Here is a 13418-nt window from a genome sequence, read left to right on the forward strand (position 1 = left end):
TGGGCGTTTAGCTCAGGGGGAGAGCGCTTCCCTGACACGGAAGAGGTCAGAAGTTCAAATCTTCTAACGCCCACCAAATGTTCGCAGCTCAGAGGCATCGCCTCTGGGCTGTTTTGTTTTGGTCGCCAAATGGGTCGCCAAATACGTCACCAAATTTCGAGTTTTTGATCTTCCGGGATGCTTCTCAGTAGTCATCCGAGGAAACTCTCGTCTTCTCCGTTTGCATACACATATCTTTCAAGGATTCGTGCCGCGGTTGCATGAGGCTCGGCAAGGCACGACCGCAACATGTTGGTCAAGCATAATCTTTTGGATTCTTTTGGCGTGAGCGGCTTGGTTTTGGTAGGATTTGTCAGCGGCTTGACTAAGGGGGTTTTATAACTGCCATGCAGGTAGCCGTGTTGGTAACGTTTTACCGACTTGTCAAATACCCCTCATTTTTAATGCGTCTGCAAAATGACCAATTGCTTTGACCTGCTGAAACACTATATGTTGTGTTTGACCTAAAAAAAGAATACAGGATATAGATGCCTCTTTGTCGTATGATAGATGGCGGACAGAGAACGAAGACCTTAACTGCCTCTTTTGAACGTGTCCTTGAACCGCTTGATCGGCTCCTGGGAATGTCCGCATGGAGGCTTATGGTTTATCGAGAACACAGATTGCGCGACGGCGCCGCAAGACAGGGACAGGCCCTGCCGGGCATCGTTTGGCTCTGAAGCGCAATGAGACTACGACGCGAAAGAGGCAAGAGGATGAAGATCATCAAGCGCAGCGGCACCGAGGTTGTCTTTGACATCGATAAGATCGTCAATGCCATCCGCGCCGCCAACTTGGAGGTCGAGGAGAGCTCTCGTCTAACCGACCGCCAGGTGGTTTACGCGGCACAAAACGTCGCCGAGGCATGCGAGAACGCGGGCCACACCGTTTCGGTCGAGGAGATCCAGGATTTGGTCGAGGACGAGATCATGCGTCTCGACTGCTACGAGGTTGCTCGCCACTACATCATCTATCGCTATGTTCAGAGCCTGAAGCGCCAGAAGAACACGACCGACGACAAGATTTTGTCGCTGATCGAGTGCAATAACGAAGAGGTCAAGCAGGAGAACTCTAACAAGAACCCGACCGTCAATTCCGTCCAGCGTGACTATATGGCCGGCGAGATTTCCAAGGACCTGACTCAGCGTGTGCTGCTGCCCCAGGAGATCGTGGATGCCCACAATGAGGGCCTGATCCACTTCCACGATTCTGACTACTTTGCCCAGCACATGCATAACTGCGACCTGGTGAACCTGGAGGACATGCTCCAGAACGGCACCGTTATCTCGGGCACGCTGATCGAGAAGCCGCACAGCTTCTCGACTGCCTGCAACATCGCGACGCAGATTATCGCCCAGGTTGCTTCCTCCCAGTACGGCGGCCAGTCTATTTCGCTGACCCATCTCGCCCCCTTTGTTGAGGTGAGCCGTCAAAAGATTCGCGGCGAGGTTGCCCGCGAGCTCGAGGAGCTCGGTGTTTCGGCATCTGCCGAAAAGGTCCGTGAGGTCGTTGAGGACCGTCTGCGTGACGAGATCCGTCGCGGCGTCCAGACGATTCAGTATCAGGTCGTGACCCTTATGACCACAAACGGCCAGGCGCCGTTTGTGACGGTCTTTATGTATCTCAACGAGGCTCGCTCAGCGCAGGAGAAGCACGACCTTGCCATGATTGTGGAGGAGACGCTTCGTCAGCGCTATGAGGGCGTTAAGAACGAAGCCGGTGTGTGGATTACCCCGGCATTCCCCAAGCTTATCTATGTACTCGAGGACGATAACGTTCACGAGAACTCCCCGTACTTCTACCTGACCCAGCTGGCTGCCAAGTGCACCGCCAAGCGCATGGTGCCCGACTACATCTCCGAGAAGAAGATGCGCGAGCTCAAGCTGTCTAAGGGCGAGACCGCCGGCAACGGCGATTGCTACACCTGCATGGGTTGCCGTAGTTTCCTGACGCCCGACCGTTCGGGCAACGGCTTTAACAATGTCGCCAACGCGCTGAACTATGACCCGACCAAGCCTAAGTACTATGGTCGCTTCAACCAAGGTGTTGTGACCATCAACCTGCCCGATGTCGCGCTGAGCTCGCATCAGGACATGGACAAGTTCTGGAAGATCTTCGATGAGCGCCTTGAGCTGTGCCATCGTGCCCTGCTGTGCCGTCATGAGCGCCTGATGGGCACGCTTTCGGATGCCGCGCCGATTCTTTGGCAGTACGGCGCCCTGGCGCGTCTGAAGAAGGGCGAGACGATCGATAAGCTGCTCGTGGGCGGCTATTCCACCATCAGCCTGGGGTATGCCGGCCTGTATGAGTGCGTCAAGTACATGACGGGCCACAGCCACACCGAGAAGGAGGGCACGCCCTTTGCCATGGCCGTCATGCAGCGCATGAACGACAAGTGCGCCGAGTGGAAGGCCGAAAGCGATATTGACTTCTCGCTGTACGGTACCCCGCTTGAGTCGACGACCTACAAGTTCGCCAAGTGCCTGCAGCGTCGTTTTGGCATCATCCCGGGCGTGACGGACAAGGGCTACATCACCAACAGCTACCACGTCCACGTGTCCGAGGAGATCGACGCATTCGACAAGCTCAAGTTCGAGGGCATGTTCCAGCAGCTTTCGCCGGGCGGTGCCATTTCCTACGTCGAGGTTCCCAACATGCAGGACAACCTCAAGGCTGTCATCCGCGTGATGCAGTACATCTACGACAACATCATGTACGCCGAGCTCAACACCAAGAGCGACTACTGCCAGGTGTGCGGCTACGATGGCGAGATCAAGATTGTCGAGGACGACGGTAAGCTGGTGTGGGAGTGCCCCAACTGCGGCAACCGCGACCAGGAGAAGATGAATGTCGCCCGTCGTACGTGCGGCTACATCGGTACCCAGTTCTGGAACCAGGGCCGAACCGAGGAGATCCGCGACCGCGTGCTGCATCTCTAATACCGCTCCGGGGCTGAGCCGAGAGGGCCGCTTGGGCTTTTGCTCGCTATTTCGGACAGTCCTGCGCAAGACGAAGGCCACATTAAGTGGCCTTCTTTGCGTGCGGAACTCATATCGAGCAAAAGCCCAAGCGGCCCTCTCGGCTCAGCCAAGTTGACGTAGCTGAGATGCGGCTCGCGGTCTGCTCACTCCTCGAAGTTCTTAGCGGAAATAATTCGAGCTGCAGCTGCGATTTACTTGCGATGGCGGTTGAGCCGCAACCCAGTTTTTATTGGACCTCGAACCCTATACTCGATGTTCGCTTCGTTCATTGAGTTACCCTTTGCATGAGGCCGGGACATATCGTCCCGCCCGCAGTTTCGCAGGCCGAAGGCCGAGAATGTTTGAGGACGGGATGATATGTCCCGGCCTCCCGGGAGAGTTACCTATGAACTACGCGAACATTAAATATTTCGACATTGCTGATGGGGAAGGCGTTCGTACTTCTCTGTTTGTGAGTGGGTGCCGTCGTGGGTGCAAGAATTGCTTTAACTCTGTCGCGTGGGACTTTGCCGCGGGCGAGCCCTTTGATCGCGCCGTCGAGGACAAGATTATCGAGAGCCTCGACCATCCCTTTATCGATGGTCTGACGATTTTGGGCGGCGAGCCTATGGAACCTGAGAATCAGGCGGGACTCGTTGAGTTTGTCGAGCGTGTTCGTGCCGCTTATCCTGCGGGGTCAGGAAAGACCATTTGGTGTTTTACCGGCGATGTGCTCGAGGAGCTTATGCCGGGAGGACGCCACCATACCGAGGTCACGGACCGTATCCTTACCTGTCTTGATATGTTGGTGGACGGCCCGTTTGTTCAAGATCTGTACGATATCTCGTTGCGTTTTAGGGGCTCGAGTAACCAGCGCGTGATCGATATGAACGCCACGCGCGCCCGTGCTGAGCGCGAGGGCGTTGCGCTTTGTGATGCGGTTGAACTTTGGCGTGATGATCCGGTCTATTCGACCCATACTATGTAGCTTGTGGTCGATGCCGGAGGGCGTGGTACCATAGCGCGAACGTGAAATCGGAAAAGTGAGGCCCAGATGGTCGATCAGGAAAAAGTCGAGGCCGCCATTAAGCTGTTGCTTGAGGGCATAGGCGAGGACCCAACTCGTGAGGGCCTGCTGGAGACCCCGGCGCGCGTTGCCCGTATGTATGGTGAGATCGCCGGCGGCATGGACCAGAGTGCCGAGGAGCACCTGTCCAAAACCTTTGCCGTCGCTTCGAACGATTTGGTTATCGAGCGCGACATCACGTTCTACTCGCTGTGCGAACATCATCTGCTGCCGTTTTACGGCAAGGCCGCCATTGGTTATATCCCTAACGGTCGGGTGGCTGGGCTTTCCAAGCTCGCCCGCACGGTTGAGGTTTATGCCCGCCGTCTTCAGCTGCAGGAGCAACTGTGCGCACAGGTTGCCGATGCCCTCATGGATTATCTCGCTCCCCAGGGAGCGATTGTGTTGATGGAGGCCGAGCATATGTGCATGACGATGCGTGGCGTGCAAAAGCCCGGCACCAAGACCGTGACGCTTGCTCGCCGCGGCGTCTTTGAGACCGATCCCGCGCTCGAGGAGCGTTTCTTTAGGATGCTGGGCCGCTAACCATGAGAGTCGTCAACGACTTTACATCGAAGACCGATGAGGGGACGTCGCGTCGCGGCTTTATGGCTTCGGGCCTGGCCCCCTTTGGTGCCATGCCTCGCATTGATTACATTTGTGCCAACGGGCTGTTCCGGCGGCACCTGGGTAACATCGTACAGTTGGAATCGGGGCGCATCTTCTGCCGCCACGGTATTGACCATCTGCTCGATGTCGCTCGCATTATGTGGATCAAGAATCTCGAGGAACAGCTCGAATTTGACCGCGAGGTCATCTACGCCACGGCACTTCTTCACGATATCGGCAAAGATGAACAGTATGAATCGGGTATATCCCATGATGTTGCAAGCGAACGCGTCGCTGATGCGATTCTCGGCGGCATGCCCGATGACGTGGCGTTTGAGCCGGCCGATGCCGCAGCCATTAAGACGGCCATTCTGGGCCATCGAAAGCTGCGCGTGAACAGCCAACCGCTTGAGCGTCTGCTCTATGCAGCCGACAAAGCGTCGCGTACCTGCTTTGCATGCCCCGCGCGCAACGCTTGCAACTGGAGCGATGATAAAAAGAACCTGTCGATTCGCGTGTAGTTAGTTTGCGCGGTCGGGGTTCTAAACGAAGGAGACGATCGCGTTGAGTAACAAGAAACTGCCCGAGAATGCAACCAAGACCGAAGGCGCCGAGCTCGCCCGCCGTGGAAGGGGCGAAATATCCACCGCAACGGCGGTGCCTCACGTGAGCTATGACGATCTGCGCCATGCCGATCGTATTGTCATTGACGGCCTTGAGGTTTTTGCCAACCATGGCGTGTATCCCGAGGAGAACGCGCTGGGTCAGAAGTTCATCGTTTCTCTGGTGCTCTATGCCGACCTTCGCGCGGCGGGGGAGCACGATAACCTGGACGCCTCGATTGACTACGGCTCGGTGTGCCACGATGTCGATGGCTATCTGCGCGAGCACACGTTTAAGCTCATCGAGGCGGCAGCCGAGGGGACAGCCCAGATGCTGCTGCGCCGTTATCCCTCGCTGCTTGGTGTGCGCATAAAGCTCGATAAGCCGTGGGCTCCTGTTGGCCTGCCCCTGGCAAGCTGCGGCGTCGAGATCGAGCGCGTGCGCTAGTCGGCGCTAGAGCTTGTTGAGGGGTGGCTGCTTGAGCCGCTGCGACAGAGCTCTATTGTTGGGACAGTACGTGTCGAGCAGGGCGTGAAAACGCTGATTGTGGCTTGGCTCGAGCAAGTGGACGAACTCGTGGGCGACAACCATGTCGAGGCATTCGACGGGGTAGGCGGCGAGCTCGCGCGCGATGCGAATGGCGCCGGATTTGGGCGTGCATGATCCCCAGCGCGTTTTCATGCTGCGCACGGAGATGCGGGCCACGGTGACGCCCATTGCGACTTCGTACGCGTGCACGATGTCGCGCAGCGCCGATGTGACCTCGGACGCATAGAGCTGGTCGATGTGGGCTTGGAGCTCATCGGACGTTAGGCCGTCGGGGATTGCGTGCCGCTTGGCCTGTGGGCCTTCGTCCGATTCATCGGTACCCATAAAACTTGCGAAGGTGGCCTGTTTGGGTCGCGGTGCGGGTGATGCAAAGTTGTGATCGAGTGCATCCTGTACCGTGATGGGCTTGCCCCAAAGTGCAATGATGGACGAGGGGCTGAGCGGCTCTCGTGCCGTCGCCTGACGCTGCTCGCGCTGGGCAAGTCGGCTGGTAATCCAGGCGCTGTTGCGCTTCACAAACGCTTCGATACGCTCGCGGGTGGCGCCGAGCGGTGCGCTGGCGTGGACCTCACCGCTCGAAGTGACGCGTAGGTTGAAGTTCTTGACGCGCTTTTTGGTAACGACGACGGGGATGGGCGTCCCATCCGGTCGGGATGCGGAAATCGTAAACTGCTGCGTCAAAAGCGGTCCTTTGGATTGGGGACGGGCCGGCATGTCGACCGTTCGGCATGCCGGCCCGCTCAAGGGATGTGAAATTAATAACGCTCAAAGAAGGCGAGCGCGTTGTCGCTGCAGAGCTTTTGCATCACGGTCTTGCCAAAGTGCTTGGAGAGCATGTTCTGGAACTCGGGCATCATGCTGGCATCGGAGAGGAAGGCGGGCACAGTGGCACCGTCCCAGTCGCCGCCGAGCGCGATGACGTCCTCGCCGCCCAGGTCGAGCCAGTGCTCGATATGTGCCGCTAGCTGGTCGAAGGTGACGTCTGCGGCGGTCTTTTTGGTTGCGTCGTTGGAAAGGAACTCGCTGCAGTAGTTGAGGCCGACGATACCGCCCATGTCGCGAATGGTGCGGAACTGGTCGTCGGTGAGGTTGCGCTTGACTCTGCAGACGGTACGGGAGTTGGAGTGGCTGGCGACGAAGGGGCGCGTGGCGTGGGCGACAACCTCGTCAAAGCACTCATCGTTGAGGTGGGAGACGTCGAGCACCATGCCGGCGTGCTCCATCTGCGTAAGGGCCTCGATGCCGGCGGCGGTGAGGCCGGCGTGGGTGTCGTGGCCGCTCGCGAGCGGCCCCTGCGCGTTCCAGCTGAGTGACGACATAAGCACGCCCAGGCTCTTGAGTACCTCGATCAGCGCGGGGTCCTCGGCAAAGAACGTGGCGTTTTCGATGGTGTGGATGCAAGCGACCTTGCCGTCCTTGAGCGCGGGGCGAATGTCTGCGGCGCTGCGCACGTTGACCATACGGTCGTGGTTGAGCATTGCCTGGCCGCTCATGTGCGCCATGATCTGCGCCTGGAAGCGCGCGGCGTGGGCGGTGGGAATCTCGTCGGGGACAAACGTGGCGAAGCACTGTGCCCACGGCGTGTTGCCGATCTTTGCGAGCGAGATGGCGCAGGCGTTGCCCTCGATGAGGTCGAAATCTTGCGGATGCGTTTCGTCGCCGGGGAAATAACCGTCGGTGCCGGCGGTAAAGCGCAGGTCGAGATCGAGCGTGGCCCAGCCGATTCGGTCGGCGGTGTCGCAGTGTAGGTCAAATACGGGATATGCCATGGTTCCTCCGGTTGCAGCGTTTCTTTGCAAACTGTCATTGAATTGTATGACTAGGGTATAGTTAGCGCCATATGTTCACGGCGGCCCGCGTTGTGCGCCGCCCTTATCACGGAGGTTACCATGTCCAACCAGGGCAAGAAGGTCAAGACCCATTATCGCGGCACGCTCGATGACGGCACGCAGTTCGATAGCTCCTACGATCGCGGCGAGCCGCTGGAGTTCACCTGCGGCGCCGGTCAGATGATCAAGGGCTTCGACGCCGCTGTTGTCGACATGCAGGTGGGCGAGAAGAAGACCGTGCACATTCCTGCTGCCGATGCCTACGGCGAGCACAATCCCGAGATGGTTCTGACCTTCCCGGCCGAACAGGTTCCCAACATCGAGCAGATCGAGAAGGGCATGAAGCTTTTCCTGTCCACGCCGAGCGGTATGCCCGTTCCCGCCGTGGTCATCGACGTAACGCCCGAGGCTGTGACGCTCGACGCCAACCACGAGCTCGCCGGCAAGGACCTCAACTTTGATATCGAGCTCGTTGAGGTCGAGGGTTAGAGTATGCCTGAACGCTTGGTTTCGACGACATGCTTGGGAAATCTCAACGATCCGTCCTATGAACTCCTGCTTCGCCGGAAGTTGGGCGGCGTCTTTGAAGTTGACGAGCTACTGTTCGATTGGGACCGGGCTGATGTATGCGCGTTTGCGGGCGTGACGGAGCTGGGGCGCACGATCGATGTTCGGCTGGATGCTGCCGACGGCGGTCGTCTTGTCGACGGCGACGTGCTCGCCGTCGACCGTTCGGGCGTGGTGCCTGTGGCGGTTGTCGTGCGCCTGCGCAGCGCCGAGGTTTATTTGGTCGAAGTTGACCGCATGGACCCGATTGCGCTCGCGCATGCGTGCTGGGAGATCGGCAATATGCATGCGCCGCTTTTCCGAGGCGATTCGGACGAGCATACCGTACGCATGTATACGCCGGTGCAGCCTGTTTTGGGCCGCATGCTCCGGGGCGTCGAGGGCGTTCGACTCTCGACGGTTACCCGTGAACTCGATGCGGACCGGCGCTTTGCGTCGAGTGCGGCGGATGCCGTTGTGAGTATGGCTCCAGACTTTACGATCGTAAAGAAGGCGCGCGGTTAACGTGCGTATAAGTAAGACGGACTTTGAGAGGCAACTATTCAAAGTCCGTCTTTCTGTTGATGAGAGGCTTTGGGGGAAAGCATATGGGTCTTGAGGGAATCAAGCTGATTGCATGCGATTTGGACGGCACGTTGCTGCATCCGGGGGAGCGCGAGCCGCGTTCCGAGGCCTTTGAGCTTATCGATGAGCTGCATCGTCGCGGTATCGTGTTTATGCCGGCGAGCGGCCGTCAATATGCGAGCTTGCGCTACCTGTTTGCCCCGGTGGCCGATGAGCTCGCCTACGTATGCGAAAACGGAGCCCTGGTGATGAGCGAGGGGCGTGCCGTTGTCAAGCGTTCCATGGAGCGTTGCCTTGCTATGGATATCGCGAATGCCGTGGTTGCGTATCCCCATGCCGACGTGACCCTTTCGTGTGAGGGGCGCCTCTACACCATGAGCGGCAACGACGCGTTTGTTGAACACCTGCGTTATGAGGTCCACTGCGATGTGGCGGTGGTCGACCGTCCCGAGGACATCGACGAGGACGTCATTAAGATTGCCTTCCAGACGCCCGAGGCAGAGCAGCCGGCGGCGCTGGAGTATTTCGAGCGCCACTTTAGCGACTGTGTCGACGTGATGACGTCGGGAACCGAATGGACGGACTTTATCGGTTTCGGTTCGGGCAAGGGCTCCGCGCTTGCCGATTACGGTCGTGCCCTGGGTATTTCGCCCGATGAGATGATGGCGTTTGGCGATAACGAAAACGACCGCGACATGCTCAACGTCGTGGGCCATCCTTATCTAATGGAGAGCTGCAATCCCTCTATGCGTGGCATCAACGACCGCGTCCGTTACGTGCGCACGGTCGAAGAGGAATTGCATCGCCTGCTTGCTGAGTAGATATTTGGGACATGCCTAGAAATCTATTTTTTGCTGCAAAGCGCGGAAAGGTGGATTTTAAGGCATGTCCTGAACATCTACCGGCAGTCGGGGCAGAGACCCTCTAAGATGGTGTAGTGCGACGTGACGTGCCAGCCGATTTGCTCGGACGCCTTGGCGTCGAGCTGGGCATCGAAGGGGAGCGGTGCGTCGATGACGCGGCTGCATGAGGTGCAGATGATATGCGCATGCGGCTCGATCGTGCGATCGAAGCGACTGCCGCCCGGCGTCTTGATGGAGAGGATTTCGCCGGCGTCGGCCAAGAGATTGAGATTGCGGTAGACCGTACCGCGGCTGATTTTGTCATCCTGCGCGCGCACGACGTTGTAGATTTCGTCGGCGGTGGGATGGTTATAGCTTTGGCGCACGGCGTCAAGAACCAGCTTTCGCTGCCTGGTATTCCTTCTTTGCACCGCCATGCGCCTCGCCTCTTTTCTATTAACGGTCGTAGGTAAATGATACCGTATTTAGCACACAATACTAATAATGAGGACTGAAACCGTCTTCATTGGCAAGTGGGGCTCGGGCCTGGGCGTCTACGAGGCGAAAACGCGTTCCCATGCGCTCGTAGGAGGCATGAAGCGCCTCAAGATGAGATAGGACGTTTGCCGGAGCTCCCTGTATCTCCATCTCGACTGAGCCGTCTTCCATATTACGCACCCAGCCGGTGAGGGAGCGTGCCTGCGCGAGGTTGGTGTTGGTAAAGCGAAAACCAACGCCTTGGACTTGCCCCGCCCAGCGCAGAAAATAGCGCAGGGGAGTGTCTTGAGTGGCCTCGTCGCTTGCGAGCACGGTAAGCCTGCGGCGCAGCTCGAGCTCGACGTTTGATGGTTTTTGAGGCTCTCGACTGCCTCCGGTGACGCTGGAGAAGAACGTATCGAAGAAGCCCATCGCTATGCCTGCTTGCCTGCGTCAGCCGGGAAGGTTATGCCGGCCTGCTGGCGCACGGCATCCATGATGCGCAGTGAGACGAGCGTGACATCGCGGTAGTGTCCGAGCTCGTGGCGTCCTGCCGGGGTCTCCCAAATCTCTTCCTTAACGTTATCGATGCCGCCGATGGCGGTGATAAAGTCTGTGAGTTCGTATTCCATAGTGTTGCTCGATTTGGGCAGGTCGAGCACGCGGCCGTTGTCTCCCTGTTCGCGCGGTGCCTCGGTCGCCGAGCCGCGTACGACGTCGCCGCGATAGTCGATGCGGACGTTGCGGGGCGTGGACAGATGGTCGATCTGGATAGTGCCATGCTCGCCTTCGATCTGCGAGGGCAGCAGGTCATTCGTAATTTTGGAGTGCGCGAGCTCGACGGAGATGCTGCCTCCGCCATAGCTGGCGAGGATGGAACCGCAGCCGTCGATGGGGCCGTGCGTGAGCTGTCGCGTGGTGGGGTCGAGTAGAGTAGTCATGCTCGTAAGGCCGGAGGGCATGCCGAAAATCTCGACCATGGGCTCGACGGCGTAGACGCCAATGTCCATGAGGGAACCCGATGCCATATTGCAGTCGAAGATATTGGTGGCGCGTCCCGCGAGAATCTCGTTGTAGCGCGAGGAATACTTGCCAAAGCGCAATGAGGCGCGGCGGATGGGGGCGATCTCGCCCAGGGCGTCCTCGATGGCGTGGAAGGCGGGATCGTGGAGGGGACGCATGGCCTCGAGGGCCACGACACCTGCTGCCTCGGCAGCGCGGAAGACTTCCAGCGCCTGCGCTTCGGTGGCGCAGAAGGGTTTCTCGACGATGACGTGCTTGCCACCGGCGATGCAGGCAAGAGCCTGCTCGTAGTGAAGTGCGTTAGGGCTGCCGATATAGACGGCGTCGACGTCGGCGGCTGCCGCAAGCTCATCGAGCGACGTAAAGTTTCGCTCGCCACCGCGCTCGGCGGTAAAGGCAGTACCGCGATTGGCGTCGCGTGAAAGCGTGCCCACAAACGCGGCTTGGTCGTTGGCGTTGACGACTTGGATAAAGTCGTCGGTGATCATGGATGTACCGATGGTCGCGATGCGCAGCATACGTCTCCCTTGCGTTGTTTGGTCTACAGGATGAGTGTAGCGCGTGGGGATATAAAGCTGCGCGAAAACGCTATTACAGGTCGCTCTCGTTAAAGCCGGTGTCGATATCGAGGTTGCTGCCGTCGGCCGCCGTGGTGGCGAGCTCATCACAGCGCTCGTTGAGCTCGTGACCGGCGTGACCCTTAACCCAGATGAACTCAACCTTGTGCTTGCTTTTGGCGGTGAGTAGGCGCTCCCACAGGTCGCGGTTCTTGACGGGTTGCTTGTTGGCGGTTTTCCATCCGCGCTTTTTCCAGCCGTCGATCCAGTGCTTGTTAAAGGCGTTGACGACATACTGCGAATCGGAATGGACTTCGACCTCGCAAGGGCGGTTGAGCGCCTCGAGCGCCACGATGACTGCCATGAGTTCCATGCGGTTGTTGGTGGTCTTGGCGTAGCCGCGCGAAAGCTCGGAGGTGAAGGTCTTGCCGGCGGGGTTGGTGTATTTGAGCACGGCGCCGTAGCCGCCGCGTCCCGGATTTGATCGGGCCGAGCCGTCGGTATAGATGATGACCTTCACGGGCTTCCTTTCGTTGGGTACGTTTCGTGTGAGTGACCATTGTAGCGCCATGCCCGCCGGGGGCTAGCAATCTACGATTTCTACCCCGTCTTCCGACAGTTAGTTGGCACGGATGATGCGGTTGAGCTCGTCGAGGTATTGCTGCAAGAGGAGAGAGGGCTTGCGCTCGTCGTGCATGATGTAGCCAACGCGCATCGTTGGGGCGTCTGCTAGCGGGATCGATGCCATGCCCCATTGCATTTCATTGGAGAGGACACCGGTCGACAGGGTGTAACCGTTCGACGTGATAAGTAAGTTAGTAAGTGTTCCGCGGTCCGAGATTCGTATGTTGCGGTCGCAAGGGATATAGCTAAAAGGTTCCTCGGCGTAATAGAAGGAGTTTGAGGTTCCCTGCTCAAAGCTGTAGCGCGTATAGGGCGTGAGGTCGGCAAGGGACAGCTGCGGGCGGCGTGCGAGCGGGTGGCGCTCGCTAACGAAGACGTGGACCGTCGCGTCGAATAGGGGATGGAAGCTTGCTCGGGCATCGGCGAAGGCCTTCTGCAAGACACGGGCGTTAAAGTCATCCAGATACAGAATGCCGATATCGCTGCGAAACGCACGGACGTCATCGATGATCTGCGATGTGGTGGTCTCGCGCATGATGAACTCGAACTTGCTGTCGCGGCAGCGCTCGACGACGTTGACAAAGGCCTCGACCGAAAAGGCGTAGTGCTGGGCGGAAATGGCGAGGCGGGCTTGCGGGGTGCCGCCGTCCTCGTAGCGTGCCTCGAGCATGTCGGCCTGCTCTACGACCTGGCGCGCATAGCCCAAAAGCTCGGTGCCGTCGTTGGTGAGCGTGACGCCGCGGCTGGAGCGCGTAAAGATCTCCAGATGGAGCTCCTGTTCCAGGCTTTTGACGGCGTTTGAGATGTTGGACTGGGCGGTATAGAGGCGCTGAGCTGCGGCGTTGATTGAGCCGGACTCTGCCACGGCGATCAGAAAACGAAGCTGCTGAAGGGTCATCGGCGCCTGTCCTTTCGATAGCTATCTAAAAAACCGATAACAGGTTAGCGCTTTTAAGTGATTGACCGAGGGGGACAATGCTCGTACTATTCAAAACACACAAAGGCGGTAGGTAATTAAGCCGACCACGGAACCGGGATGCGAAAGGAGGCCCGCATATGAATTGCTTACCAAGACGAATGCCGGGCTCCTGTTTGCGCCCGTCGGCGTG

Annotated in this window: 15 protein-coding genes and 1 tRNA gene; 9 read left to right on the forward strand and 7 right to left on the reverse strand. The window is 58.5% G+C overall.

Features of this window, described 5'->3' with window-relative positions:
* Position 1 precedes the first annotated feature (1 nt).
* From DW233_RS03175 to folB, 6 genes are all read left to right on the forward strand, one after another.
* Positions 2 to 76: transfer RNA gene (locus DW233_RS03175), tRNA-Val, on the forward strand.
* Between the two features lie 679 nt (positions 77 to 755).
* A complete protein-coding gene (gene nrdD / locus DW233_RS03180; protein WP_099431452.1) occupies positions 756 to 2978 on the forward strand; it encodes an anaerobic ribonucleoside-triphosphate reductase in 2223 nt (740 codons plus the stop codon).
* A gap of 427 nt (positions 2979 to 3405) precedes the next feature.
* The gene (nrdG, locus tag DW233_RS03185) at positions 3406 to 3987 is read left to right on the forward strand and encodes an anaerobic ribonucleoside-triphosphate reductase activating protein (protein WP_117773763.1); all 582 of its coding nucleotides are present in this window, start codon (positions 3406 to 3408) and stop codon (positions 3985 to 3987) included.
* 66 nt (positions 3988 to 4053) lie between these two features.
* Positions 4054 to 4611: a GTP cyclohydrolase I FolE gene (gene folE, locus DW233_RS03190; RefSeq protein WP_022094399.1), complete on the forward strand. Its 558-nt coding sequence runs from the start codon at positions 4054 to 4056 to the stop codon at positions 4609 to 4611.
* A 2-nt stretch (positions 4612 to 4613) separates the two neighbouring features.
* Positions 4614 to 5195 (forward strand): HD domain-containing protein, encoded by a 582-nt coding sequence (locus DW233_RS03195; protein ID WP_199574566.1) that lies wholly within the window; start codon positions 4614 to 4616, stop codon positions 5193 to 5195.
* 43 nt (positions 5196 to 5238) lie between these two features.
* On the forward strand, positions 5239 to 5724 hold the full coding sequence (gene folB, locus DW233_RS03200) for a dihydroneopterin aldolase (protein ID WP_055251396.1): 486 nt from the start codon (positions 5239 to 5241) through the stop codon (positions 5722 to 5724).
* Between the two features lie 6 nt (positions 5725 to 5730).
* Here the strand turns inward: folB and DW233_RS03205 are convergent, their stop codons facing one another.
* Entirely contained in the window at positions 5731 to 6507 is a 777-nt protein-coding gene (locus DW233_RS03205) for a M48 family metallopeptidase (protein WP_158567793.1), read from the reverse strand.
* Between the two features lie 74 nt (positions 6508 to 6581).
* Positions 6582 to 7595 (reverse strand): dipeptidase, encoded by a 1014-nt coding sequence (locus DW233_RS03210; protein ID WP_117648308.1) that lies wholly within the window; start codon positions 7593 to 7595, stop codon positions 6582 to 6584.
* A gap of 120 nt (positions 7596 to 7715) precedes the next feature.
* On the opposite strand from DW233_RS03210, the gene DW233_RS03215 reads away from it, so the two are divergent.
* From DW233_RS03215 to DW233_RS03225, 3 genes are all read left to right on the forward strand, one after another.
* Positions 7716 to 8144, forward strand: coding sequence for a peptidylprolyl isomerase (locus tag DW233_RS03215; protein ID WP_035138874.1), 429 nt, complete (start codon positions 7716 to 7718; stop codon positions 8142 to 8144).
* 3 nt (positions 8145 to 8147) lie between these two features.
* On the forward strand, positions 8148 to 8726 hold the full coding sequence (locus tag DW233_RS03220; protein WP_118266670.1) for an urease accessory protein UreE: 579 nt from the start codon (positions 8148 to 8150) through the stop codon (positions 8724 to 8726).
* Between the two features lie 83 nt (positions 8727 to 8809).
* The gene (locus DW233_RS03225; RefSeq protein ID WP_158567794.1) at positions 8810 to 9607 is read left to right on the forward strand and encodes an HAD-IIB family hydrolase; all 798 of its coding nucleotides are present in this window, start codon (positions 8810 to 8812) and stop codon (positions 9605 to 9607) included.
* 77 nt (positions 9608 to 9684) lie between these two features.
* On the opposite strand, the gene DW233_RS03230 is transcribed toward DW233_RS03225, so the two are convergent.
* The 5 genes from DW233_RS03230 to DW233_RS03250 all read right to left on the reverse strand — a co-directional run bounded on the left by DW233_RS03230 (position 9685) and on the right by DW233_RS03250 (position 13207).
* Entirely contained in the window at positions 9685 to 10065 is a 381-nt protein-coding gene (locus DW233_RS03230) for a Fur family transcriptional regulator (protein WP_118266674.1), read from the reverse strand.
* A 61-nt stretch (positions 10066 to 10126) separates the two neighbouring features.
* The gene (locus DW233_RS03235) at positions 10127 to 10537 is read right to left on the reverse strand and encodes an acylphosphatase (RefSeq protein WP_117637457.1); all 411 of its coding nucleotides are present in this window, start codon (positions 10535 to 10537) and stop codon (positions 10127 to 10129) included.
* 2 nt (positions 10538 to 10539) lie between these two features.
* Entirely contained in the window at positions 10540 to 11646 is a 1107-nt protein-coding gene (locus DW233_RS03240) for a Gfo/Idh/MocA family protein (protein ID WP_118266675.1), read from the reverse strand.
* 73 nt (positions 11647 to 11719) lie between these two features.
* Positions 11720 to 12256, reverse strand: coding sequence for a ribonuclease HI (gene rnhA / locus DW233_RS03245; protein WP_117637459.1), 537 nt, complete (start codon positions 12254 to 12256; stop codon positions 11720 to 11722).
* A gap of 48 nt (positions 12257 to 12304) precedes the next feature.
* Positions 12305 to 13207: a LysR family transcriptional regulator gene (locus DW233_RS03250; protein WP_118266677.1), complete on the reverse strand. Its 903-nt coding sequence runs from the start codon at positions 13205 to 13207 to the stop codon at positions 12305 to 12307.
* Positions 13208 to 13418 lie beyond the last annotated feature (211 nt).

The organism is Collinsella sp. AM20-15AC (assembly GCF_003471405.1).
Taxonomy (GTDB): Bacteria; Actinomycetota; Coriobacteriia; order Coriobacteriales; family Coriobacteriaceae; genus Collinsella.